The 25,056-nt window shown below is 59.0% G+C and carries 16 protein-coding genes; 10 read left to right on the top strand and 6 right to left on the bottom strand.

What is annotated here, in order from left to right; all coding sequences use genetic code 11:
* Positions 1 to 171: 171 nt before the first annotated feature.
* From ACQ7C1_RS26820 to ACQ7C1_RS26800, 5 genes are read left to right on the top strand one after another with little or no spacing between them, the layout of a single operon-like run.
* Complete coding sequence (locus ACQ7C1_RS26820) at positions 172 to 1,746, top strand: N-6 DNA methylase (RefSeq protein ID WP_430960457.1); 1,575 nt, start codon at positions 172 to 174, stop codon at positions 1,744 to 1,746.
* Entirely contained in the window at positions 1,746 to 4,520 is a 2,775-nt protein-coding gene (locus tag ACQ7C1_RS26815; protein WP_430960456.1) for a hypothetical protein, read from the top strand. Before ACQ7C1_RS26820 ends, ACQ7C1_RS26815 begins: the two co-directional genes overlap by 1 nt.
* Positions 4,517 to 8,827 (top strand): DEAD/DEAH box helicase family protein, encoded by a 4,311-nt coding sequence (locus tag ACQ7C1_RS26810; protein WP_430960455.1) that lies wholly within the window; start codon positions 4,517 to 4,519, stop codon positions 8,825 to 8,827. The genes ACQ7C1_RS26815 and ACQ7C1_RS26810 overlap by 4 nt, the downstream gene beginning before the upstream one ends.
* 2 nt (positions 8,828 to 8,829) lie before the next feature.
* On the top strand, positions 8,830 to 11,043 hold the full coding sequence (locus tag ACQ7C1_RS26805) for a hypothetical protein (RefSeq protein WP_430960454.1): 2,214 nt from the start codon (positions 8,830 to 8,832) through the stop codon (positions 11,041 to 11,043).
* A complete protein-coding gene (locus ACQ7C1_RS26800) occupies positions 11,040 to 11,660 on the top strand; it encodes a phospholipase D-like domain-containing protein (protein WP_430960453.1) in 621 nt (206 codons plus the stop codon). Before ACQ7C1_RS26805 ends, ACQ7C1_RS26800 begins: the two co-directional genes overlap by 4 nt.
* A gap of 41 nt (positions 11,661 to 11,701) precedes the next feature.
* Here ACQ7C1_RS26800 and ACQ7C1_RS26795 read toward each other — a convergent pair whose 3' ends face one another.
* The 5 genes from ACQ7C1_RS26795 to ACQ7C1_RS26775 all read right to left on the bottom strand — a co-directional run bounded on the left by ACQ7C1_RS26795 (position 11,702) and on the right by ACQ7C1_RS26775 (position 17,869).
* Positions 11,702 to 13,639, bottom strand: coding sequence for a DUF3732 domain-containing protein (locus tag ACQ7C1_RS26795; protein ID WP_430960452.1), 1,938 nt, complete (start codon positions 13,637 to 13,639; stop codon positions 11,702 to 11,704).
* Positions 13,636 to 14,121 carry a three component ABC system middle component gene (locus tag ACQ7C1_RS26790; protein ID WP_430960451.1) on the bottom strand — a complete coding sequence of 162 codons (486 nt, stop codon included), beginning with the start codon at positions 14,119 to 14,121 and terminating at the stop codon, positions 13,636 to 13,638. The genes ACQ7C1_RS26795 and ACQ7C1_RS26790 overlap by 4 nt, the downstream gene beginning before the upstream one ends.
* Complete coding sequence (locus tag ACQ7C1_RS26785) at positions 14,118 to 15,329, bottom strand: ABC-three component system protein (protein WP_430960450.1); 1,212 nt, start codon at positions 15,327 to 15,329, stop codon at positions 14,118 to 14,120. The genes ACQ7C1_RS26790 and ACQ7C1_RS26785 overlap by 4 nt, the downstream gene beginning before the upstream one ends.
* A 644-nt stretch (positions 15,330 to 15,973) precedes the next feature.
* Positions 15,974 to 16,873, bottom strand: coding sequence for an Abi family protein (locus ACQ7C1_RS26780; protein WP_430960449.1), 900 nt, complete (start codon positions 16,871 to 16,873; stop codon positions 15,974 to 15,976).
* Positions 16,874 to 17,371: 498 nt separating this feature from the next.
* Positions 17,372 to 17,869 carry a hypothetical protein gene (locus tag ACQ7C1_RS26775; RefSeq protein ID WP_430960448.1) on the bottom strand — a complete coding sequence of 166 codons (498 nt, stop codon included), beginning with the start codon at positions 17,867 to 17,869 and terminating at the stop codon, positions 17,372 to 17,374.
* 499 nt (positions 17,870 to 18,368) lie between these two features.
* Between ACQ7C1_RS26775 and ACQ7C1_RS26770 the strand changes: the two genes are divergently transcribed.
* From ACQ7C1_RS26770 to ACQ7C1_RS26750, 5 genes are all read left to right on the top strand, one after another.
* Positions 18,369 to 18,800 carry a SyrB2 regulator gene (locus ACQ7C1_RS26770; RefSeq protein WP_430960447.1) on the top strand — a complete coding sequence of 144 codons (432 nt, stop codon included), beginning with the start codon at positions 18,369 to 18,371 and terminating at the stop codon, positions 18,798 to 18,800.
* A 160-nt stretch (positions 18,801 to 18,960) separates the two neighbouring features.
* Positions 18,961 to 19,548 (top strand): hypothetical protein, encoded by a 588-nt coding sequence (locus ACQ7C1_RS26765; RefSeq protein ID WP_430960446.1) that lies wholly within the window; start codon positions 18,961 to 18,963, stop codon positions 19,546 to 19,548.
* A 28-nt stretch (positions 19,549 to 19,576) separates the two neighbouring features.
* On the top strand, positions 19,577 to 20,158 hold the full coding sequence (locus tag ACQ7C1_RS26760; protein WP_430960445.1) for a hypothetical protein: 582 nt from the start codon (positions 19,577 to 19,579) through the stop codon (positions 20,156 to 20,158).
* 450 nt (positions 20,159 to 20,608) lie between these two features.
* Positions 20,609 to 21,796 (top strand): IS701 family transposase, encoded by a 1,188-nt coding sequence (locus ACQ7C1_RS26755; protein WP_216755744.1) that lies wholly within the window; start codon positions 20,609 to 20,611, stop codon positions 21,794 to 21,796.
* 280 nt (positions 21,797 to 22,076) lie between these two features.
* Entirely contained in the window at positions 22,077 to 24,395 is a 2,319-nt protein-coding gene (locus tag ACQ7C1_RS26750; RefSeq protein ID WP_430960444.1) for a molybdopterin guanine dinucleotide-containing S/N-oxide reductase, read from the top strand.
* 33 nt (positions 24,396 to 24,428) lie between these two features.
* On the opposite strand, the gene ACQ7C1_RS26745 is transcribed toward ACQ7C1_RS26750, so the two are convergent.
* The coding region (locus ACQ7C1_RS26745; protein WP_430960443.1) for an AraC family transcriptional regulator at positions 24,429 to 25,056 on the bottom strand (628 nt) is incomplete at its 5' end.

The raw sequence follows: 25,056 nt of genomic DNA, 5'->3' as shown, positions 1-25,056 counted from the left end.
TCCGCTTGGCATGCGACAATATAGCATGATTCAACGTGCATATGCGGCGAGACTCTGCAAGAGTAATTCAAAATCACTGGTTGAGTCTCGGGGTGCACGCTGGCATGGTATCTTTGTCTTTGGGGGACTGAGGTTGAGGACTTGAGTGGCAGGGGGCTAAGCGAACTATCGATGCTGACGGTGACCCGTTTGGCCGCGCGCGCGCTTTTGAAACGGCTTCCTGATGGTTCGGACTTCGGGGCGGTGTGCATGGATCTGGCACCCTATGACGCGGCGCCGGTCGCATTGCTGAGGAACAGGCTCGCGGCCCTTCCGGTCAACGAGCGCAACTATTGGATTGGAACCCTCTATACTCTGATGATGACGCAGGAAGCCCGTCGGGCCCAGGCTGCATATTTCACGCCGCCGTACCTTGCAGAAGCCGTCATCGATCTTGCGGTAGAACATGGATTCGACCTCAGACGACACGACGTGCTCGACCCCGCTGCGGGTGGAGCGGCCTTCCTTTCCATCATTGCTGCGCGAATGCGAGACGCCGGTGCAAAGCCGCTCGACATCGCCTACCGGCTCAACGGCGTCGAGATTGATCGTTGCCTTGCCGAGATATCTGAACACCTTATCTCCGAGCAGCTCGGCGGATTCCGTGGACGACGTGTTGTAGAGACCCACGACAGCCTTCATACCACCACGCACGCTTCTTACAATCTAGTAATAGCGAACCCACCCTATGGCAGAATCACACCGGCCGCCCTGAAAGACGATCATTGGAGGAAGGTCGCGCACTCGGGACATATCAATAAATACGCCGTGTTTACGGAGCTTTGCCTGCGAGTGGCTAAACCAGGCGGGTTGGTCGCCCTGGTCGTTCCGTCGAGTTTCAGGGGCGGACCGTTCTATGACAAGATGCGATCGTTTATCGCCAGCCAGGGCCAGATTTTGGCACTCGGGACGGTGACCAATCGCGAGGACGTCTTCGCCGACGTTCAGCAGGATATCAGCGTCCTGCTCGTGCGGAAAGGCGCCATTCATCGCACGATCTTACCGGTGAATTTCCCGGAGTTCACGGCGAGGGGCATTACGCGGCCTGTTCCGACGGGAGTGCTTTCGGATGACATTTCATCGCCTTGGCTAGCACCGTCCGATTCAAACCGCGAGCGCGGCGGGGCGACGATCGCAGACTACGGCGTCGTCGCGAAGGCCGGCTACTTCGTTTGGAACCGGGAGCAGGAGAAGTTTTGCAAGGGAGAAGAGACTAACGCGTTCCCATTGGTCTGGGCAAAGAACGTTCGGCCCGGACAGCCGTGCGTTCCGGTTAACCGCACAGGTGACGGCGTCGATTTCGTGCGCGTTCCCGAGGGCAGTCAGGCGATCGTATCGACGCCGGCCATTATCGTCCAGCGCACCTCCAACAATAGTCAACCAAGACGAATCCTTGCCGCGATCGTCGACAAGGATTCGGTTGCACCGTGGAAGGGCTTCGTCTCGGAAAACCATACGATCGTCGTCTACGGTCCCGATGCCGACGAGGTCGCGCTGCTGGCGAAACTGCTGAACACCACGGCCGTCGATGAGCGCTACCGCGCGGTGTCCGGCACAGCGACGGTTTCCGTCCAGCTTTTGCGGCAGCTAGACCTGCCGCCGCCGAAACTCTTTCGCAAGGCTCTGCGCAAGACAAAGGATCCGGAGAAGGCCGCGTTGATCGCCTACGCGATGGGCGGCGGTAACAGATTGGCGGAGGCTTCCTGATGGCTGGGCCGGGACCGAATTTCCGAAGTGCGCCAGGCACCGAACTTTCGGACCGACGGAAACAGCAGCAGGATCAGCTCAAGCGACGTTCAGAACTGGCGGCAGCCCAAAAGGCGAGGTTGGCGTCAGGGACCATATCGGCAACCGAGGCTCCCGCCCCGCAACAGGAAGCCGTGCGAAACGCAAACACTTGGCTATCTGCGCTGTCGGAGATCCCGCTGAAGCCGATCGGAGCGGACACGCGCCCTCTGGCGGACGTCTACACCAAGCTCCTTCGCGAGGCTCTCGGCGCGATGAACAGCGGCGAGGCCGTGGTGGTGATGACGTGGCCCGCACGCGACATCTGCCTTTCGGCGTTGGCATCGCTGCTGGCGCTCGCAGACGTCGCAGTAGCCCCGCCGCGGTCAATCAAGGTCGGCGGCGTTTCGCACCAGTCTTTCGAACGCCCCAACGGTTTCAGGGCTCTTCTCTATCCCTACGCACGCACGACGCATGAGGCCGCCAGAGATGTGCAGATTGATCGGGACTACCTCTGCCGCATCCATATGGCGCACTTTTCACGGCATTCGGCCGTGGGGCAGGACGAATCTTCCGCACTAAAGGACTACCACCACACGCTGAGCCGGGTCCGAACATTGACTGGCAAAGCGCGCGACGGACGGACCTATCCCGAGTTCGAACATCCTACCCTGGACGAGATACTTCCTCACGGCGCCTGCGACGGCAAGGCGCATTCTTCGGGCACGCTCCTGTGGCGGACGAGTTCGAAGACCGATCTCAAGGTTCATAATACGATAAAGGGGCATGCCGACGATGGAAGTAAGGCGAGCTATTTCCTCTACGGCCTGAGAAAGGACGACGATCCGGCCGCTTCGCTGCGAAAAGTTCGAAGCGGGCTCGATCTGGTGATCGTCGATCTAACCCGGACCGGGCGCAACAGGCTCGGCGAAGATTGGACGAGTGTGGCTGCCGCCACGTTCAAAGCAATCCGAAAGACCCACCCGAAGACCGGCGTGCTGGTGGTGACGGAAGACCCCTGGACATTTGACAAGGCACGCTTTGAAATTTTCAATGAAAACGTGCGCGTGCGAAACCGCCCCGTGCCGCCGGCTATGTCGAAGACGATCACGGCAATGTCGTCGTCGATTCTTGCTGGCGACGAGGAAAGCGCCGTCTGGTGCGGTTGCGAGAACGTTGCTGTCAAAGGATTCAATGGCCCTGGCACCAAGGTGGCGGAAGAATTGCGAACGGTTGCACACAAGGCGCAGCGCATGCACGACGCTCAGGGCGCCGCCGCTGTACAGGACGTCATCTTCAAACTTCGTCGAAATGCCTCGCTTCCCGGCTCGCTCGCCTCGCTCAGCAACTTTGTAAGTACTGAGCAAGGCCAGGCGGCCGCAGCCGACCTCATGTCGAGCTATATGATCGCCGGCGCCGTTCAGTTTCTGAGCGATCCTTCCGTCCCAGCGAGCCAGATCGGTGGCTCCGAACTCGTGGCGCTCCTGCGGGAAGCCCAGGATATCATTGCGCGGCTTACCCGCTCGACGCCCATGTCCAGTCTCCTCGAAGCGATCGTGCGCAGCATACTGAACGCCTCGTCAAAGGCGCTCTTCATGTTTCGGACGCAGGCACTCGCCGAGTTTGCGACGGCCGATCTTTCCAGGCGGATTCCGGAGCTCAAGGGACGGCTCGACAACGATATGATCGTGTTCTCAGGTCCAGGCGGTCTAACCGACATCACGGCCCGGCCAACGTCCGACCGCAACAAGTTCAAGAAGATTTTCGCCGTTGCTCCGGCGCGCGACGGGGTGCTCACGTTCTTTGCCCGACTTTGGCTCCCGAGCCAGGTGTTCGTCCTCGCGGACGGCGACACTCTACAGTTCTCTTCTCGAGATGCTGCCAGGTTGGCCGGGGAGATTGAAGAGCAAGAAATAGCGTCTCGGCTTAGGAAGTACGCGAAGTCATCGGGGGACGAGTTGGGCAGTCTCGGAAACTATCAGATCAAAATAACCGAGATGCCGCCGCTGCCGGCGGAGCTTCAGTTCCCCTCGGAGACGGTGATCGATTTGGCCGGTCCGGCTAGCCGAGGCGGCGTCGAACTTATTGAACTGACGATGGAAAGCGGGCAGGGAATGATCGCCCGGCCGGGGACGGGGTTGGTACAGTATGACCGGACCCGATCACTCGAGGCATTCAAGCAGGTCGATGCGCAAGACGTGAGGCAGGGCGACGAACTCTGCGTGATCAGCGCGAACTTTATTGATCGCGCTCGGCTGTTGCTCAGTATCACAGCAAACGCCCATGAGGCGATCCGCGAGTATCACGAGGACGTTGTCCGGCGCTTCCGCAAGTTGCCCGGACTGAGCGACAGCGACAAGATGAGAACTTTGATCGAAAAGATCGGTGACGCGGACCTCGAGATGCAGCGAGTCCGCTATTGGGTGCATCTGGACAAGCAGTTGCGGGCACCTTTGCACGAGGTCGTAACGCAGGCGCCTCAACACCACGCGATGTTTCTCAAGTTCACCTCTGCTCTGGGTATCGGGGAGGGACTCGCCAACCGCTTCTGGCACTTGGGAGTGAAGGCGCAACGCAACAGCAGAATGCGCGCAGGGATGGCGTTCCACGATTCCTACAGGAACATCCTGACCGATCCACATGCGGCCGCTGCGTTCGCAGACACACCGCAGCGAGCCTCCGAGATCAAACGGCTCCAGCGTCTCGCGGAAGAGCATGTTTCACCAATCAGGTCCCTCAGGAGGTTCAGGTCGTGATCCAGCCAAAGTCAGGCGAGGAACTTGGGAAGATCGACGTCGAGCTTAAGGAGGCCGTCTGCGACGCGCTGGTGAACATGGTCACGCAGCGCGCGAGTGGGACCGATGAGGCGGGCAGATATGTCTACGGCAAGTCGCCAAGGCGTGGAGTATTCTCTGGGCAACTTCTGCCGCGCATGTCGCGTGCGAACCAGGACGAAACCTCCGATATCAAGATCGCCGCTATCGGTATGGACTTCAACATTTGTGCGGAAGCAGGGTCCGTCCTGACCGCCGTGCCACGGTTTTCCGTCTATGTCAGAGTGCTGCCCACCTGGGAGGAGATATCCAGCGATCGGTATGGGATCGAGATCGACTTCAGGCTTTCGAGAGAGACCAAGGCCGCCATCGACGAGAAAATCAAGGAGCGCCGCGAGGCGTTGTACGCTAGCGGAAACTTGATACGGCCCGACTGGGGTACGATGGATCACGGCCAAAAGGACGAATTCCATCGGCGAAGGCGTGAAATCCAGGATCAGCTTCGTCGCAGTGTCTACGGCGAGTTCGGTATCACGCTACGCGGCGACGAGGCGGCGAGCTTCGACAAAGCGGAGGTCGAAGTTCCGGCCACCGAGGGCGCCGCGGAGAGCGAAGAGACGACTCCATCGCCCGATATTGGCAAGCTGATTACCGAGGGGCGCTCGATCCCGACGCAGCACGTTTCGCCGGCGCCAATTCCTGGGAAGTGGAAGAGGCTCGATCTAAAGCTGCCAATCTTCGAATGGCCAGCGTCCGCTTGCCAAGACACGCTGAAGAAGATTTGCATCGAGTATTCAGCCAACATGCGCCTCGCGATTACGACGCAGCTTGCCGACTGGCTCAAAAGTGAGGAGGGCAAGTGGGCTTGGCGAAACCGCACCGTCCGCCCGGCCGACGCCCAAAGCGAAGCAAGCTGGAACGCTTTCATCGAAGGTCTGAAGCAAGAGCCCCTCGACGCCGCGATACTCCCGGACTTCAGCGGCCTGGAACTGAAGGTCGAGCGCCAACGCGATTTCATGGATCCCTCGCGGGTGTCCATGAGGGTAAGCCTCGATAACTCCTGCAGGGAACTCACTCCGCGAGAAGCCGCCGTCAAATGCAATGCTTTATTCGGAACCGAGCTGAAGGTCCGTGTTGCCAAGGCCGACCATCGGCCGGTGCATTTGGACCGCGTGGAGCCATCGTACCGTTTCCGCGACTTCCTTTCTTATCCAGCGATCGGCTTGAACTGCGGGATCGTCGCTACGGACGCCGGCGAGGTTACGGAAATCTCGACCACATGGGCGCCGCGCTTCACCCAGCCGCGGATCGTTCCACGCCAAGTGGACGTCGAGTGTCGTTTCAGCGTGCTCGCGAAGGACCACGACGTCTCGGCGCTACTGGATCTTCCCCGTGAATACATCACATGGATCGACAGACAGGTCGCCGAACTTAGCAATAAAGTTGTCGCCAACCTTCCGCCCGACGAGGTGGTCCGGGAGCGGAAGCGTTTTGAAGAGGACGTCGCTGGGCAGCGCTACGAGGCGAAACTCATTGAGCGCGGCATCAGGATACTCGTTAAGTCTCGCGGGGCCGCACTGGCGATCGCGACTTCGGCGCCGTCCGAACATGCTAGGCTTCGCCGAGAGGCCGCTCCTTGGAGCGCATGGTTGATGACCAACGAATCCTTTGCCAGACGGGATCCGAAAGATCCGGAACGCAAATGGCGTCTCTTTCAGCTCGCCTTCATACTTGCCCATATTCCGACCTTCGCTTCGCGAATGGAGGAATACGCCCACGAGTTCGAGGCAGAGCGCGACGAGCAAGCCGCGAGCCTGCTGTATTTCCCGACGGGCGGAGGCAAGTCCGAGGCGTTCTACGGCGCGCTTGTGTTCGCGATCTTCCTCGACCGCCTTCGTGGGAAGAATCGCGGCATCACCGCGATGATCCGCTATCCCTTGCGTCTCCTCACACTGCAGCAGGCCCAGCGGCTACTTCGCCTCATCGTATGGGCGGAAATCGTACGGCGCGAGAAGCAGATCGGCGGGTGGCCGATCGAGATCGGCTTTTGGGTCGGTTCGTCGAACACGCCGAACAGATACTCGGAGATGCAGCCCGATCTGCCGACGCTGGCTGACCAACCGGACGATAGCTCGTTCGATGCCGACAGCGGCACGGACAAGATTGCGAACCGGTACCGCGAGGTTGTCGCCGCCTACAACAAGGTGCCCCGCTGCCCTTGCTGCGGCGAGCTGACCGGGCTGCGCCGATTTAAGTCGCCGGGTGCGACGAGGGAGCGAGCCGCGATCGTCTGCTTCAATGCAAAGTGCGAGTGGAACAAGGCTCATGGCGAATGCGGGCCGCTCCCCTTCCTTCTCACCGACGACACCATCTACCAGCGCGCACCTGCGATCTTGCTCGGCACCATCGACAAGCTTGCGATGCTGGGACAAAGCACTTCGACTATCACGGAAATCCTCGGCATGTTCGGAATGGCCCGGTGGGTCGATTCGGCCGGCCATCTCCGCAATCCGCGTAAAGTTGAGGAGCTGCAGGCTGGTCCCAATGCCGAGGGAGTGGCGGGCGTGTTCCCATCCTATGCCGCAGGTGAGAAGGTTTTCTTTGATCCTTTCCCTTCCTTGATCATCCAGGACGAAGCGCACCTCCTCGAGGATAGCCTCGGTACGTTCAGCGCATTGTTCGACACCCTCCTTGAGAAGACTTTTAAGTCCATTGATCGGATATCGGGAGCAGCGCTCGATGTCAGCCGGTACAAGGACTCGGCCGGCGCTTTGACGCCTCGGCTTCCAAAGATCATCGCGGCCACGGCCACCATCAGTAATCCGGACAGGCAGCTCAAGGTGCTATACCAGCGAAAGCCACTTCGCTTCCCCTATCCGGGACCGGACATCTATCATTCGTTCTTCTCAGAGCCTGCGAGCCCACCGAAGGATAACGCTGCCAGGGTCCAACGCGCGGCGGTGCTGGAGCCGTCTCTCGCTCCGGAGGCGACCGCTCCGTGGATGCGGCTCTACGTCTCCTTGATGACCAATGACGCCACCCACACGGTGACGACGGTCGGAGTGCTCAGCTCCTTCCATACGGTTATCTCCCACCTCTGGTCTGCACTGCTTGACCCCTCGACGTCAGCTGCGGCAGTTGCAGAACTCCGTTCGGCTGTGTCCGGCGACGAGGGTGGAGAATGGCGGCGGGCTGCCATCAACCGCGTCCTTGCCGAAGACAGGGCCGGCGACATTATGGCGCTGATCGACCTGCATCGTATCGCGCTCGCCTACGTCACCAATAAGAAGGGCGGAGATCAGATCATCGACGCGTTGCACTCCGCAGTGGCCGACAAGCATCGGACGGCAAGCCTGCCGCATACCAAGTTCATCAGCCGTTTGATTTCGGGCGGCGTGGATATGCAGGAAATCCAGAGCGTGATGAAAGAGGCCGAGGCGCCGTTCGGACCCGCCGGCTATCCGGAGGTCGGCGAGACCCTCCGCAGTATCGTCGCGACATCCGCCATCAGTCACGGCGTCGACGTAGACCGTTTCAACAGCATGTTCTTCGCGGGTCTGCCATCCGATATCGCCGAGTACATCCAGGCGTCGAGCCGAGTCGGCCGCTCGCATGTCGGCTTCGTCATGTTGCTACCGACGCCCCAGAGCAGAAGAGACCGGTACGTCATCGAGACGCACGACATCTTTCATCGTTTCCTTGAGAGAATGATTTCGCCGCCGGCGGTGGAGCGATGGGCCGAGACCGCAATCGACCGCGTCACAGCCTCGTATGTTCAGACATGGGCCATGCTGAAAGATGCGGAAGAATTCGTAGAGCTCCCCGACGACAGGAAGTTCAACCTCCGCTCCAACGAGTTCACCACAACTCTTGGCTATCGAGCGAGGGCAGATTTGCTGGCTTTTGCCAACGACCTTGGCGGCTTCATGCTCGAGGCGATGGGAGCGAACGGACGCGGCACCGAAGGCTTCGGTAGTCCCCCGTACCGCAACTTCTACCATGCCTCGACCGACCGAGCCGCGCAGGAACTCGGCACCAGCCTGCGTGGTCTCGACATAGAGTTTAGGCTGCAGAAGTACTGGGAGCAGGCGGCAAGGCTGCGCAAGCCAATGACCTCGCTGCGCGACGTCGACGAGGCAGGCGTCATAACAGCAGCCGACTTCCATCGCGCTGCCAAGGGCGGCTCATTGAACGTGGACATGGCCGACGTGGCGAAGGTGATGAAGGCGATCCGTCGCCAACGTGGCGACAGTGCTGAGACAGACGCCGACGATCGCGGGGAGGGGTAAGAATGGCTTTGGGGACACGCAGGTTCGAAGGGCGTGGATACGGTCGACAGGGTTCCTTCGGCGACGACGGCGACGCCAACAGAGCAACGCCGCCAAAGATGGTCCGCTCGCGTTCGCAGATCGCGACGGGCTATGCACCCGGCGTGCTGATGACGTGGGAAGGCGGCAAGGGGATCTGTAAGGCGGTTCCAATCGTCAAGGAGTTTGCGAACCCTCTGCCAGCGAACGTAACCCAGACGATCTTCGAAGGGATCAAGGAATTCGCTCAGAGTTGGCGTGATAGGGCGCGTGACGGATGTCCGAACGCACCCGATGAGTTCATACTCGACGATCCGTTCTATGATCACCGCACTGGCGACGTGACAATCGATCCGACCAGGTTCGCCATGAACCAGCCGACCGTCGTCGGATACGTGCCTTATCCGCTTCTCTACCAGTGTGGCGTCTGCAAGACGCTGCGAGAATTCAAGAGTGTCGCAGAACAAGCGAAGCGCGGCCTTCCGGAAAAATGCAAGGATCATGACGCCCGATGGTCCCAGGTCGACGTCGTATATGCTCACTGGTACGGAACCATCGAACCTTTGAGCGCCTTCAACTACGTCTTCGACGACGATAAGCAGGACGTGAAGCCAATTCAGAATTGCACATGCGGGTGGACGACGTTCAAGCTCAAGAACCAACCGCCTGTCTTTAGTGAATGGCGGTTCCAATGCGAAGAGTGCGAGACCACGCGTGAGTTGAAGAAGGCAGAGCCGCACGTCTTGCTGAAGTTGAAGCTTGATCAGCAGAAGGGTGGACGAAAGTTCGAGTACGTTGAGGTCGACATGCTACCGGTCTCCTACCGTGCCAGCAGCGCGTTCTATCCGCAGCGTGCGAGCTTCATCGAACTCCGCGAAGCGACTGTCGTCGAGCTGATGAGCCGGGGCCGACAAGAAGATCTCCTGCGTAGGCTGGCGGAGATCCATTCGATCCCATATCGGGAGCCGTCGGATGCCGAGATCGAAAACGCGGTCGCGGCGGCGAGCAGATCGGACGAGTGGGACGATTACGTTGCGACTCGAAACCTGTATCGAAGGAGGCAGGAAAAGGGGCAGGACGCAGTCGGCTTGAAGTCGGACATGGATAGTCTTCGCGAAAAGTGGTTTACCGACGGCCTAATAAGCCGCGGCGAGCTGTCCAGCGTCGCCATTGCCAACAAGGTCGGCCTGCGAGAGAACTGGGCGAGGAAGTTTGATCCTATCCGCCTGACGATCGAGCACGCGGCATTCGTCGAAGAACACATAAAGGCCGGAATGCGCGGCCCCCGCTACACGGCGGTGGACGTCACCAATCCCGATCTCCCTCTGTTCGAAAACGCCGGCGTCGCAGCGGAACTGGCAAGGTACCGTAACGATGTGCTGGTCGTCCTCGACAAGACAGGTGTCGAGCAGATGGTCCTCATCAGAGGACTTCCGATTTGTGAATACAGCTTTGGCTTTTCTCGGGTCTCACCAACGCCGGTCTATCAGCGGGAACACAATAACAGGGTCGTGCCCATGCCGGTCCGGCTGGTAGCATTCGACGAGATGAAAAACCATCAGCGGCCGATCTATGTGACGCAGCAAAAGAACGAGGCGCTTTATGTCAAACTGGACAAGCACCGTATTCGTAGATGGCTGAAGCGGAATGGTGTCGTCGATATGCCGCCGGACGACGTCGGCCTGCCTCAGGCATATCTGGAACGGTACGAGGATTTCGGACAGTTTCTCGACGACTATAAGGACAAGGAGAGGCAGGGTATGCCGCGGACGCTTGCGCCGTTCGCCTACATGCTTTTACACTCGTTCTCGCATCAGCTCATCCATTCGCTCGCGGATGCTTCGGGCCTCGACCGCGACGGCATAGGCGAGTACGTCTTCCCGGCGGACATGGCCTTCACGATCTTCCGGAAAGGGATGACGCCGGATCTCGGCAACATTTCTGCCATGTGGCGCAACCACGCCATGGACTTCCTCCGGAGGTCGATCGAACCCCGGATGCTTCGCTGTGGTTCGGGAAGTCTTTGCGACAGCAGGGGCGGGGCTTGCCCCGCATGCATCATGGTTAGCGAGGTGTCTTGTAGCTCATCCAACTTGCTCCTGTCGCGCTCGGTGCTTAAGGGAGGGCCGGCGCCTGAGTGGGAGGTTGCCAATTCACCGGACATCGTCGGCTATTTCGATCCGGAGCTCGATCAATGACAGCATCATCCCTCGCGCAGGAAGGTCGCGCCCGATTCGTGGTCACGATGCCGCCTTCGCCCAGCAGGATTGAAACCGTGCTAGCCTCGACGCCTGCCGCCAGGCTGCTTGCCCTGACGGAGACGGCGGACGCCTTCAGACATCTCGCTCGCAAGGCGCAGCATCGCTTGGTCGTCATGACGCCATACATCGACCGGGTAGGCTGCGCCTGGGTGCTCGACATGTTTTCGAGCACCCAGGCGCGTGAGCGAGTCCTGATCCTCCAATCTGCCGAGCAGCTCACGAAGTACGGGGTTGACGAGGCTGCCCTTCGTGCAGCGGCAACGCAAATCTTGATCTACGGCGGGGGCAACACTGACGAAACCTTTCACTCGAAAATCGTCCTTGCAGACGGCAGCGACGCCTATGTCGGATCGGCAAATTTTCTCTCGCGATCAAAAATGGCAAATCTCGAATGCGGCCTTATGGTCGAAGGACCGGTGGTCTCGTCGGTCGCCACGCTCATCGAGGCGATTATGGCGACATTCGACGCAACAGTTGCAGGGTGCGAGTCAGCACAGTCTACCGTCTTGACGAACCGTTCTGGCGAGCCTGAGGTCCAGACGACTAGTAAATGATCCGGCGGTCCTGACCTCTGGTCGTCCGAGAGCCAATCCGATTAGTTCCGGAGAGGCCAATCGGATGGAATAAGCTTTACTCCCGACGCCTTCGTCCATCGGCCCTTCACGGCTGCGACATATTCCGGGTCTTCCTCGATATAGGCGTGTTCGATGAGGATGACCTGGAGCCCCGTCTGGCGTGCAGTCTCATCGAACAGAAATCGGACGATCTTCTGCATCGCCACCTGATCGTCGTCCTTTTCCATTTCTCGCAGCCGTTTCTCGTCCCCGCCCTTGGGGTAATAGGGACGGCTGATCTGGTCGATCACAAGAAGGCCGGGAACGGGCGCACTGATGGTCTCGAAGAGCTTCTGAAGCGAGAAGGCAAGGGCGAGATGGATTGACAGATAGTTCTGGTCAGATCCGATCTCAGCCATAGCGAGTACCGCCCTACGGGACGGCTCGACTAGCGAAAGGTTCAGGGTGGACGAGAACACGACACGTGAGCCCGTCGCCGGCACTTCGGTGGGAAGGTCGGCAAGCATTTCGGTCGCGAAGGCGCTCACCATGTTTTCTGCGTCGCGAAGACGCTCTCTCCGCGCTTGCGGATCGACCTGATCCCTGAGTTCCTCGATCTTGGATACAAGCGACGTCGTGTCCGTCGATGCTGTCTGAAAATCTTTCGCTGTCGTTTCGAGGAACTGGTCGATGCGACCTACGACCCGAGCCCTCTCCTGAAGAAGAGACCCCGTTTTCACCGACTCTTCCTCCACCCGGACAAGCCCGCTGAGCTGCGCCTCGACCTCCCGCAGGCGGTTGTACTTAGACCCGATCAGGTTCTCGATGTGTCCTGAATGGCTATCAAGACGCGGGCGCATCACGTCGACCGCAAGAACTTCGTTTGCCACGATGCTCAAGGAGTTTCGGATCTGCTCCGCCATCACCTGGCCTGCGCTGTTTTCTGCATCGCATACGGGGCATCGCCCGTCATCGAGCTTGAGATGCTCGATAAGCCTTAGCTTGTGGGACTGCCCGGACACCGCCGTTTCGTAGCCAGTCGCCTCGCGGATCGTCGTCTTCAGCATCTGCCGCTTTCCGCGAAGGGTCTGCAGCTCGGAAACAAGCCCACGACGCTCTTCCTCCAGCGCCGCGCGAGCCTCCGAGTCTCTCGTGTCGGTCGAGGAGACGCCGCTTCTTGCGACGCCGGCAAGCTGATCGAGAAGGATTTCGTCGGACGCATCGGCTGACGGCAGTTCGGCCACCAGACCGACGCCTTGCGCCTGGGTCAACAGCGCCATGGAGCGTTGCGTTAGGAGGCTCTGGCTCCGCTCCTGTGCCTTGGCCTCGCGTTCGATCTTTGCTAGGGCGGCCTCAAGCTGCCGCAGGGTCCGAGCGGCGAGGACGCTCGGCTGGTCGACGGCGCCGAGGAAGTAGGGGATTGTCGCCTTGATGTCCCGTGCCTTTTCCGGACGGTTCAGATCGTGCAGCAAGGTCGCGCGGCTGATGATCACGTCTCCCGAGAGGAAGAGGTATGGCGGTACGTCGCGAATTGTCGCGCGGCCCTTCTCGCCCTTGGCGGCTGCCGCTGGGTCGTCAGTATCTTGTATCCCGAACGTCTTTTCGATCATCGCACGTGCGGTGTCACGGTTGGTCGGACCCTGGAGTCCTTCGGAGGTTTTCGGAAGCTCGAGGTTACGGCCTGTCTTGACGAACATCTGGCTGGTGCCGCTTCCGGCCTTCGGAATCTTTCTGCCGACGATGAGGTCGCTCTCGCCGTGGGCCCAGTGAATGGCGACGGCCTCGGCGTGGTTTCGCACGAAGAATGGGAGCTTACAGTCTTTCGACCCGAGGCAATAGTCGATAGCGTCGATGATTGCGGACTTGCCTGTGCCCGAAGCCCCCGTGATCACGTTGACTTTGTCAACGTCGAATTCGAGCGTCCTGCGCCTTCCGCCAGTCCCGTAGAAAGCAATTTCACGAACGTTCCAACGGTTCATGGCGTCACTCCGAATGCTGAGAAAATTGTTCCTGCTGATCCCGCCTTGCCCATCCAGGTGCCGAGGCGCTCCGCCCGTCTAACCGCACGCTTTGGGCTCTCGGGAAGATCGGCGACTGGTGCCGTCGACGGTCTGCGGCCGCCGAGCCCGATCGTCCCGTCTGGTCCGAGCGACAGCGCTCTTGCACCAAGCCCGAACCGCACCGCGGCCGATACGATGTCCTTCGAGGCGTCGAGCCGGGCGCCCAAATCCAGACGGATGTCGGGATATCGGTTGAGCCAAGACAGGAGGCCGGTGGTTGCGGCAGTCTCCTCGAAGGAGGTTTCCAGATCATCGGACAGCGCGATGGGCAGGGCGAGGTACGCCAGGGCGAGTTCAGGCGATCTTCCCGCAATTGCCTCGTATTTTCGGCAAAACCCAACGAGAGCAAACGTGCCGAAGGCGGGATTCGTCTCCGCGAAGAGATCGTATGCGATATTCATTTCTTGAATCCCAGCAGCGCGAGATAGTCAGGATGCCAGCCAACCCGTCCATCGATCGAAAGGACATGGTACGTGCCTCTGATATAGCTGGGCGTGGTGACGCTCGACGCAATGGGCTCGATTTTGTCCGGCGCATCGTAGAAGCTCCATCTAAGGAGTTCGCGTCCCTTCGTCTTCTTTACTTCCTCGGATTGTCCGCCGCATTCTTCGCACATGTCAACGTGCTTGTAAGACCACTCCTCCGCAAGCCGGTCGTCATACTTGGAGATCCTCTCCCGCCAGGATGGGTTTTCGGTGGACCATCGCGAGCGGGATTCGCGAGCTCGCCATTCGTTCGTAACGGCTCGCTGAAGCCACGATTCGGTGCCGCCCACCAGACTTATCTGGTTCTCCACCATGTGATGCGAGCGGTAGGTGTCGGGCGGAAGATCCGCAGCGAAATAGTCCACAAGGTTGTCGTGTTCGATGTCGGCAACGATCTCCATGTGTCGCTTCACCAGTTCGAAGCGGTGGATAGCCTTGTCGCGCTTTCCGCAGTGCGCATGGATGATCTGGCGATTCCACCATTCCACCATCAGCGCCGCCACATGGGACTGGTCCTTCGCGAGCACGGACGTCAGCCTTTTCGCGAGCTCGTCCTCGATGTGCCGGATGTTCTGTTGGCCGGGCTTTATCCGGACTCTTGAAAGGATTTCGGCCTGTAAGTTTTCGGAGAGCTTCAGGAATGCTTCGCAACCCGGCGCCCGCTTTGCATGCGGCAGCGGCTTGACGCCCTTCGCGTCAGCCTCCGCCCTTTCTCGGATGACGCGTCTGGCCTCATCCTGAAGAGCGGCCAGAAGGTCGTCTCGGTCTTCAGTCTCGTCGAGAAGGACCTTTAGCGGAGAGGTTGGCGAGATGTCCGCCACCGTGACAAGGTGCAGCAATGTCTTGGGCAGATCCAGACTGGGAAGCACGTCGATCCAGGCTTTCAAGGTCTTCCAGACGTTGACGCTAGCCACGGTTATGGCATCCGGCTTTGCCGAAAGGGAATGTTTGAGCTGTTCGAGGATCGTTTGACCATTAGCTTCGAGAACGACGTCGTCGAGTGTTTCGAGATAGACGACAGCTTCGAAGCTTGTCTCGTTCCAAAGCCTTAGGAGAGCGTACTGGGCCTGAAAAAGAAACCCCAGGGCGGAGGCGTCTGCGCTGTGAGCATTCGTACTGTCCAATTTCGGCCTCTTGGATCGGAAACTGCAGTCAGTTGTGCGAGCGCGTTATGCTTTGTGATTCGATGATTTGCGCAGGCGTAGCTTGTCTAGGTTCCTCGGTTGCGATGCTCAAGATGCAACTTCACGTTCCGAAGATCAAATGTTAGATTTTTTCGCTCGAAAAGATTATCAAAGAGGAGGGGCGGCCTTGTTACGCTCTCCGCACGGCTGTTTTACTTGTCCTTTGAACCGGAGCCCAGTCTGAACTGCTGGCAGCGCTGATGGTCAAGCGCGGCTTTACGCCGTCCTCCTGCTGTCTGCGCAAACGCGGTCGCTTGCGTAAAAAGAATCGCTGAGGCGGCTAAATGCGAGCGATAGTTCCGACTTGGAAACCCGCAGACCGACCGGACGCCGTATAGCTCGGAGCAGCCTGTAACTTCGATCGTGGGTAGAAGCGAGAACAGGGTCAGGCTCAGAGCGATCACGGAAAATCTTCAAGACTGGCGGCATCAGGTGCAAAGCTTCGCTAGTTCTCCAGTCTTCCCGGGGATCAGAGAAGAATAAGTCAACGCTCTCGCAAGTCTCGGAAATGACGTGATTAGCGAACCTGGAGGCTCCACGCAATATAGGACGCTGGGTTCGTATCCGTTCACCTTCTTCGAAATCTAATTCCATGCGGAAAGATTTTTCCAGTTCTGGGGAAAGCCCATGGCATTTTCATCTGCGAGTGAGCAGGAATTCATCAATTCTAAGAGATGCTGACGCCATTGGTTTCCGGGCGCTACGATACCTATTAGATAACCGAGAACCGCCACCGTATTATATAGACGGCCTTGAACATTCTGATTCATGGCCAACTTCAGGCTGGCAGGCGACTTTGGCACGATCATCTTCACAGTGATCTGTTTGTTCCAAAGGCGGCCGTGATGTGCACAGATGTTGCGTATGTAAGTAAGGTGATGAGCGAGCGAAACCAAAACCGTTTCGTCAAGTCCATACGTTTTCGCAATGGCTTGGCGGTCGGCGCGGCTTTTCAAATTACTGTACCACATCGAGAGCTGACCCAGTGAAACAACCTCTGCCGTCATCCATATAGGGGGATGTTCCGGATCATCGTATTTGTTTCTGTAATGAACGATGAAAGTGTCTTTCGACCTGTTGAGATCTTCAATCAGCTTGGCGAACGCTTGAGCGTAACGATCGGCGCGATTGTAAAGCGCTGGCTCGAGGTAGCCGTGTGGCCCATATTTGATTGCGAGATGATGCGCCCAACTACCTCGCAGAGAAACTTCAATTCTTTCGATAGCATCCATCACGAGCAATCGGAGCCGTCTGTCGAAGATGTATAGGTCCAACACATTGTCGAACGTGGTTCCATTCTTGAATCGATGTTCGCCATTTGGCGGCGTCGCATCTTCAAACGGAAGCCAGTAGGCACGCAGACGGTAGTAGCTTATATGCTGGAGGCAATGAGCTGTATGGGCGCGATCGGGAACGGCCATTCCCCTCGCTTCAAGCAGCGTAATTTGGTCAGCGATGGAGACGGAAGGTTTTTCGAACTTCATGCCATTTCATAAGCAGATTCGAAGTCCTAGAAAAGGAAAACCCGCCGGGGTGCGCAGTTCCGAAACCTAAGTTCCGTCCGAGGCGTGGCGGGTGTTGTTGACGTAGGATATGGCTCAATCTCGTTAAGAATGCAACAAGGGAAGGGCAAAAAATCCATCCGTTTCCGGGCTTTTGAGGGCAACCCCTTGATCCAGAATCAGGATTTATTTCCAGACGCAGCGCTCGTTCAGGCCGGAGACGTTTGGACTCAAGCGGACTTCTGGGACAACCGTGCTGAAGCAGGTAAGGCAACGTTCGCGATCTCATTCGAGCCAGCCTGCCGGAAACCAACAGGCGCGGGCGCGAGCCGGGAAAGCGAGCTTTTACAATGGGATTTTATTCGAACTTGATGGCTCTTGGTTCGAATCCCTTCAACTGCACGCATTGTGGAAATTACCCGATGGTCAAATGACTACAGCGGGTCGACCGTCTCGTCCTCTGAGGGGAGTGCACGAACCTCACTTGGCGTTAGGAAGATCGCTCCATTTTATCCTCAGGAGAGATTTCGCTGTCTTGGGAAGCTTCTTGCGATCAACCATCCGGGATGAGGCTTCGAAGTCGGCGTTGATCTTCACGACGAGAAGCTTGCTGAAGTTGCCAGATACCTTCACGAAAACCTCGTCTTTGGATTTGAACGGCGTGATGGTTTTGATCTCAACATGGTCGTTGCCAAGCCGACCGTCAGCACCCTGCGCGTACGAGTTGTTCAGCTTTATTCCGAAGGTGATGGCGCCGAAGAGTTCTCCTATGTCTCCGTACACATTGAGATGACGACCTGTCTGAAGGTGATAGCTTTCTGCCAGCGACAGGAGCTCCTCAAAATACGGAATCAACGATGTGTCTGCATTCGGATATTTGGCGCGCCACTCATGGTATCGAAGCCGTTCTTCTACTTCGGACCAGGAAACCCATTCGCCGTCTTCATAGAACGCTCGATCCCAGATATCAGCATCCATTTCAAACCTCGTGGAGTTCCAATTTTCGCGATGCTGTTATTGCGATCTTTCGATCGATCCACGCAGAAAGGCCGTTCCAAAGTTCTTGGTCGAGGCCAACGCGACAAGCGATCGCAATGATCTCCTGGTAGGAGATGGGTGTGACGGCAAAGGCATTCGTTACTGGGAATACATTCCAGAGGTCTTCGCGCTCGATGCGGCTGCCGACCATACGACGCTTTGCGCGCCGTCGGAAAGCTGGGATGATCGGCAAAGGCTGCGAGGGCGGCCGCTTTAAGATCGTGTTGCTTGCCAAACGAGGCGATAGCGCATGCCCCCTCCAGATTTCCCGCCAGCATAGTAGAACGCATGCATGACCCGCGAAAAGTTAGCCAAAAGAGTTAGGGTCCGCAGGCTACGGGGTCAGGCGTTATCGATTCGATATCTACGCTCGCGATACCTTTGTTGACTCCATCCTTCACTCGGTCGAAAAGTGACTTAGCTATAGAGGAGATGTCTGATGGCTGAAGAGAATAATACGGGGGCCGCTGCCGGGGCCGCGGAACCGGATGCACCGATAAAGGCTGACCTTAAGAAGAAGCGTGCGCCGCGTCGTCAAAAGCAAGCTGCCGACCCGGCTTCTGCCGCGACCGAGGCGGTGACCGAACCGGCGGCAGGTGCGGCAAAACCTGCTGGACGGGGCAGGGGAAGAAAGCCGAGGTCGATGGAAGCGAAACCTTCCGATGCCAAGAGCACCGCCAGGGGGAGAGGAAGAAATAAGATCCCCAAGCCTGCCGAGCAAACGGCAAAGACATCCGCACCCGCACCCGCAGTCGATGAGCTGGAAGATCTGCTTCAGCTTGAAGAAGAGAACAAGCGCTTGCGCAAATTGCTGGCGGAAAAGCTGCGCCATGAAAATACCGACCTGCGCAAACGGCTCGGGCTTGATTGATCAGCACTCCAACATGTAAGTCGGCCGCCAAAGCGGCTTAGCCACCGTATCTTCAGCAGAAAAAACGGCCGCCGGGCGCCTCGTCGTGCCGGGCCGACCTGCGAGTGGGATAGGGCCGCTGCCGCATCATCCAACCTGATTTAATCGAGGGGAAATGCCCATGAAAACACCGTGGAAATTCCTCGCCGAATTGACGTCACGGCGACGAGCGGCAAAGGGGCCGGAGAGCTCCATTGGGCATGATACCGATCCCGCGGCTCTCGATCACGAGGCGGAGCAGACGCCGGCACCTCCGTCGACCGACGTCTCCGCCTCTGTGGATTACAACGAGGCTGCTCCGGTCGAGCAAGTGGCATCGCCATTGACTGAAAAGCAAGGCAGTGGTGAAGCCATGCAAGCTTCGGCGCCGTCGGTCGATGGTGACGATGCGTGGACACCCGCACCAAGCGAAGCTCTTCATTCAGATGCCGCCCTCGTGCCAAACGAGACAAGCATTAAGGCTCGGAAAGGATCTCCGCCCAGCCGCCGTGAACGGACGAAGGAACTCCAGGCAAGCATAACCGCGCGGGGAGCTGCCGCCAAGCATGAAGGTCAAAGCGTGTCCCCGTCATCAGCTCGCGATGCGTTCATCGATGACGTGGTAAGCCTTGATGAGGACATCAAAAAGCTGAGAAGTGAGCTCGCTCGGAAGCTTCAGCTGCAGAACGCCCAGCTCAAGAAAATGCTGAAACGGTTCGACGTTTCTTGAGCTTGGTTTAGGTTTAGAGGTTTAGCATATGAAAACACCACAGCGAAAGTTCGTCGTCGAATTCAAGTCAGGTCGCCGGCGATCGACAACGCAAACGGATTCGATCTGGGGAAACACCGATCTCAAGGCTTTCGTCCGTCAGGCCGAGACGGAAGCGCCGCACCTGTTCCAAGCCAAGCTGCGGCTAGACACTATCGCCCAATCCGACGAAGTGGCGCAGGACCAGGACCCAGCGAATCAGCTCGATCTGGGCCATGGCACCAGCAATCAGTCCCAGCTCGTCGGTTCTTTGGTCGAACCAGCGCCACTCAATCCACCGCAAAACCATCACGATCACGCCGGCCCGCTGTCGCAATCGAAAATGCATTCGACTAAAAGGAAGGCTCGGAAAGCGTCAGCGCGCATTGGCGAGAGCCGCTCAGGAAATCACGTCGATAGCGCAAGCGACGAGCGTCGCAAGGGATCGGCCGTCGCTTTCGTCGAAGGACCAGTTGATGACTTGGCCGCACTTGATGCGGATAACCAATACCTCAAGACACTGCTGATAGAGCAACTCCGCCAGGAAAACCTGCGGCTGCGAACGATGCTCAAGCGATTTGGCGTCTCCTGAGTGCTGCCACCTAGCAGTTTTTGAGTGCGGCGATGCGGCTCCGTCGCCTCTTCGCGCCGGGCGCCTACGCTTCAGTGTGAATTCCGATTCCCGGACGTCTCCTATGCCACTTACGGAGAATAGCCGGGTGATTAGTTCAAATCCCATCAACTGCGAGGTTTACGCATGATTTGCACTAAAACAGTTGATTTTGTCCCGGGCAGGACGCAACCCGGTCTATGGTCGAGCATACGTCCCTCTAGTCTGCTAAGGCGTGGAGTTTGCGGTATCCTACGCGAGACGGGCCTGTTCGGCACGGTCAAAATCCACGAGTGGAAAAAGGTCATTGGCGCGTAGTCAGGTGGTCGGCAGCGATCATCCGGAAAAAAACTTGGCAGATATTCTAGTACTACAGTTGCGGTTTACCGGAAATCATGATTCACTTCCCGCATTTGGCGGGAGGGAAGTTCAATGTCGGTTGCGGGTTGGTCCGGGTCGGTTCTGGCGTGGCATCGTGAGCTCGATGCCTTGAAGGTGCGGTTGGGCTCGGTCTTTGGTCGCCGAGAATTGCGCGCATCGTGCGGTGCCTTTCTGGATGGGTTGTTGTCGGGAGTAGAGCGCAAGACTGGCTGGCTGATGGCGGAACAGGCAGGACTGGAGCGCCCTTATCGGATGCAATCGCTGCTGGGGCGCAGCCATTGGGATGCTGACGCATTGCGCGATACGGTTCGCGCTTATGCAATAGAGTCTCTCGGTGACGCGGACGGCGTTCTTGTGGTCGATGAGACCGGCTTCCTGAAGAAAGGCGCCCATTCAGTCGGTGTCGCACGACAATATTCCGGCACGGCCGGCCGGATCGAGAACTGTCAGATCGGTGTTTTCCTTGCCTATGCAAGCCGCTACGGTCAGACCCTGATCGATCGGCAACTTTATCTACCGAAGGAGTGGGCCGAGGATGAAGCCCGCCGTGCTTCGGCTCACGTCCCCCAGTCCCAAGCCTTCGCGACCAAACCGGCCATTGCAGCCAAGCTCATTGCCGATGCGCTGGATGCCGGCGTGCCTTGTGCCTGGGTATTGGCGGATGCGCTTTATGGTTCGGATTCCAAGCTGCGCCGGATGCTGGAAAGCCGTGGCCAGCCTTATGTTCTGGCAGTGCGCTCCAATCATTGCCTGCGCTTTGTGCGTGAGCAAGGGATCGAGCAGACCGATCCCGAAACGATGGCTGATGAGTTGAAACCGGAGGTTTGGCAGAGCCATGCAGCAGGCGAAGGTGCCAAGGGTCTTCGGCTTTATGATTGGGCCCGTATTCCTCTCAGCTCTCGCCCGGATCCACAATGGGAGCGCTGGCTTCTGATCCGGCGCAGCCGACGCGAACCCGATGCGCGCGCCTATTACTTTGTCTTTGCGCCCGCCGGTACCGAATTGAGCGAATTGGCGGGCGCTGCCGGGCTGCGTTGGACCGTGGAAGAATGCTTCCAGCGTGCGAAGGACGATCTCGGCCTGGATCATTGCGAAGCGCGATCCTGGCATGCTTGGAAGCGGCACATGACGCTCGTCATGGCAGCCGCTGCATTCCTCGCCAAACTCGGCGCCGATCTACGCCGCACCGCTGCTGGCAAACCGAACGAAACGAGTCCAAACCCGCCAATCGCCGCCTGACCAACACCATGGCCTTCGTGCCCAGCGTCGCAGAGATCCGCTATCTGATCAAACGCCTCCTGCTACAGCCCCCGATTAGAGTTCGCCTCATCTTGGCATGGTCACTCTGGCGACGCAGGCATCAAGCATCCGCAATGCTTTCTCACTACAAAGCAAGGCATCAAACGCAACTGTAGTACTAGATCAAATATCAATTGTTCGAGATACAGCCAATGTTGGTTGCGCTAGGATTCTGTGTATCGCTCCACCCGCAAAGAGTCCGGACCCGACGAAAGGTTCTATGATGCTCGAACCAGACGCTGCCGACCAACACCCAGACGCCGAGAGCCGCTTTCGTCCGCACACCTCGCATTGGGGCGTGTTCTCGGCTCGGATGATCGATGACCGGCTCGAAATCCGGCCGTATCCCGATGATCCCGACCCGAACGAGATCATCCAGAATTTTCCCAAAGCACTCCGCCACCGCGCCCGCATTGCCCAGCCGATGGTGCGCAAAGGGTGGCTGGAGAACGGCCCAAGTCCGGATGATCGCCGCGGGCGCGAGGAGTTTATTCCGGTTTCGTGGGAGACGGCGCTTGATCTCCTCGGCCAAGAGCTCATCCGGGTCCGTGGCGGCGTGGGCGCAATTTTCGGCGGCTCCTACGGCTGGTCGAGCGCCGGCCGCTTCCACCATGCCCAGAGCCAGATCCACCGCTTTCTCAATGTCGCCTGCGGCGGCTATGTGCGCTCGGTGACCAGCTATTCCTCCGGCGCCTCGCAGGTTCTGATTCCACATATCATCGGTGACCACGAGGGGCTTACCAAGCGCAACGTCTCCTGGGAGCAGATCGCCAAGCACACCGACATCGTCGTCGCGTTCGGCGGCATGGCGCTGAAGAACGCGATGGTCGCGGGCGGCAGCGTCAGCAAGCATGTCGAGCGCTCCGCCATGAAGAGCGCGGCCGACCGTGGCTGCAATTTCGTGCTGGTCAGCCCGTTGCGCTCCGATCTGCCGGAGGAGGCGAATGCAGAATGGGTCTCCTGCATGCCGGGCAGCGACACCGCGTTGATGATGGCGATCGTCCACACGCTTGTCGTCGAAGGCAACCACGATCGCGCCTTCCTCGACCGTTACACCTCTGGCTGGCCGATTTTCGAGCGCTACCTCCTGGGTGAGGCGGACGGCCAGCCGAAGGATGCGGAATGGGCGGCTACGCTTACGGGTGTTTCCGCCGACGGGATCATCGTGCTTGCAAGGCGACTTGCCGGCAAGCGTGCGCTGATCGTCGTCTCGCATTCCCTGCAGCGCGCCGAGCACGGCGAACAGCCGGTCTGGATGGGCATGGTGCTTGCCGCCGCATTGGGACAGATTGGATTGCCTGGCGGCGGCTATGGCTATGCGCTCGGCGCGGTCGCCTATTACGGGCGGCGTTACAATGCGGTGCCGATCCCGACGCTGTCGCAGGGCAGCAACGGGGTCAGCGATTTCATTCCGGTCGCGCGCATCGCCGACATGCTGCTTCATCCCGGCGAGACCTATCGCTTCAACGGCGAAACCCGGACTTATCCCAAGATCAAGCTGGTCTATTGGGCCGGCGGCAACCCCTTCCATCATCACCAGGATCTCAACCGGTTGCGCAAGGCCTTCGCCCGGCTCGATACGCTGGTCGTGCACGAGCTTGCCTGGACGGCGACCGCGCGCCATGCCGACGTCGTCCTGCCCTGTACGATGACGCTTGAGCGCGAGGACATCGGCGCAAACTCCAACGACCCGCTGCTTGTGCCGATGCATCCCATCGTGTCCCCTTATGGCGAAGCGCGTGACGACTACGCGATCTTCGCGGACCTCGCCGAGCGGCTTGGCGCGCGCGAGGCTTTCACGGAGGGGCGGAGCGTCCGGCAATGGCTCGAGCATCTTTATGAAGAGACCCGCGCCGGGCTTGTGGAGAAGGGGCTGCCCGCGCCAAGCTTTGAGGAATTCTGGGCCGGCGAGGGGCTGCTTATGCCGCAGCAGCCGGATGACGGCGGTTATCTACGTGCCTTCCGCAATGATCCCGACGCTCATCCGCTCCCGACACCAAGCGGCAAGCTGCAGATCTATTCGGAGCGGATCGCGAGCTTTGGAGAGGCCGATTGTCCTGGCCATCCCACCTGGCTCGGCTCCGTCTATCTTCCGACCGAGAAGACACCGTTCGTGCTGATCGCCAACCAGCCGAAGACACGGCTGCACAGCCAGCTCGACTTTGGTGGCCATAGTGTCGCGTCGAAGCACCGGGGCCGCGAGGTTGCGACCATGAATCCCGAAGATGCGGCGGGGCGCGGCATCTGCGAGGGTGATATCATCAAGTTGTCGAATGAGCGCGGCGCGTGCCTTGCCGGGATCACACTTTCGGACAGCGTTCGGCCCGGCGTCATCCAGCTTGCGACAGGCGCATGGTACGACCCGGCCGATCCGAATGAGGAAAAGTCGCTCTGCGTGCACGGCAATCCGAATGTGCTCACGCGGGATATTGGGACTTCGGCCTTGGCGCAGGGCGGTACGGGCCAACTAACCAATGTCCAGGTCGAGCGTTTCGACGGAAACCTCCCGGAAATCCGTGCCTTCGATCGGCCAGTCTGATGGCGTCGATCGGCGAATTCCACGGCGTGGTCGCTAGCCATGAGCGTTGCGCGGGGCACTATTGGGCGGCGAGTTGTCGTCGGTGAGATGCCTGCGCATGTAGACCTGCGGGCTGCTGCCCATCTCGTTGCGGAAAGCAAAGGCGAAGGCGGAGGTAGAACCGTAACGAAGTTCCATGGCGACCTGGGTCCCACCCAGGCCGCCCCCCAAAAGCTCGATCGACCGGAAGAGCCGCAGGCGCCGGCGCCACCAGCGCAGGCTCATGCCCAATTCCGTGTTGAAGCCGCGGGCCAATGTTCGCGGCGACATGTTCAGCATCTCGCTCCATTCCTCGGGGCTTAAGTCATCGGTCGGATCGAGATAGAGCGCCTCGCACAACTTCGTCAAAGCCGCGTTTTTGCCAGGGCAAAGCCGAAGGCAGGGCTGTACCCGCACAAACTGGTCGAGAATGAGTGTCGTCACCCGGCTCGAATAGCCGTCGCGGTCTTCCTGCCCCTCCAATTCCGTGGCCTCGATGATCAAAGCTTGGAGCAATGGCGACATCATGAAGATCGTCGGGACTTTCGGTAGGTTCGCCCCGGCTTCATCGGCAATCCACAGACTGCGGAACACGGCGCCGAGTGGCGAGCCGACACGGTGCACGACGCCGGTCGGCAGCCAG

It is taken from the genome of Rhizobium sp. Nf11,1 (assembly GCF_050587665.1).
Taxonomy (GTDB): domain Bacteria; phylum Pseudomonadota; class Alphaproteobacteria; order Rhizobiales; family Rhizobiaceae; genus Rhizobium.
This window is presented reverse-complemented; position numbering and strand designations above follow the sequence as displayed.

What these genes read in the sequence shown, in the direction of transcription:
- ACQ7C1_RS26780 (WP_430960449.1), bottom strand. Translation starts at nt 16,873, where the DNA reads ATGAAGTTCGAAAAACCTTCCGTCTCCATCGCTGACCAAATTACGCTG.
- ACQ7C1_RS26820 (WP_430960457.1), top strand. Translation starts at nt 172, where the DNA reads ATGCTGACGGTGACCCGTTTGGCCGCGCGCGCGCTTTTGAAACGGCTT.
- ACQ7C1_RS26790 (WP_430960451.1), bottom strand. Translation starts at nt 14,121, where the DNA reads ATGAATATCGCATACGATCTCTTCGCGGAGACGAATCCCGCCTTCGGC.
- ACQ7C1_RS26750 (WP_430960444.1), top strand. Translation starts at nt 22,077, where the DNA reads ATGATGCTCGAACCAGACGCTGCCGACCAACACCCAGACGCCGAGAGC.
- ACQ7C1_RS26760 (WP_430960445.1), top strand. Translation starts at nt 19,577, where the DNA reads ATGAAAACACCACAGCGAAAGTTCGTCGTCGAATTCAAGTCAGGTCGC.
- ACQ7C1_RS26795 (WP_430960452.1), bottom strand. Translation starts at nt 13,639, where the DNA reads ATGAACCGTTGGAACGTTCGTGAAATTGCTTTCTACGGGACTGGCGGA.
- ACQ7C1_RS26815 (WP_430960456.1), top strand. Translation starts at nt 1,746, where the DNA reads ATGGCTGGGCCGGGACCGAATTTCCGAAGTGCGCCAGGCACCGAACTT.
- ACQ7C1_RS26805 (WP_430960454.1), top strand. Translation starts at nt 8,830, where the DNA reads ATGGCTTTGGGGACACGCAGGTTCGAAGGGCGTGGATACGGTCGACAG.
- ACQ7C1_RS26800 (WP_430960453.1), top strand. Translation starts at nt 11,040, where the DNA reads ATGACAGCATCATCCCTCGCGCAGGAAGGTCGCGCCCGATTCGTGGTC.
- ACQ7C1_RS26775 (WP_430960448.1), bottom strand. Translation starts at nt 17,869, where the DNA reads ATGGATGCTGATATCTGGGATCGAGCGTTCTATGAAGACGGCGAATGG.
- ACQ7C1_RS26755 (WP_216755744.1), top strand. Translation starts at nt 20,609, where the DNA reads ATGTCGGTTGCGGGTTGGTCCGGGTCGGTTCTGGCGTGGCATCGTGAG.
- ACQ7C1_RS26770 (WP_430960447.1), top strand. Translation starts at nt 18,369, where the DNA reads ATGGCTGAAGAGAATAATACGGGGGCCGCTGCCGGGGCCGCGGAACCG.
- ACQ7C1_RS26765 (WP_430960446.1), top strand. Translation starts at nt 18,961, where the DNA reads ATGAAAACACCGTGGAAATTCCTCGCCGAATTGACGTCACGGCGACGA.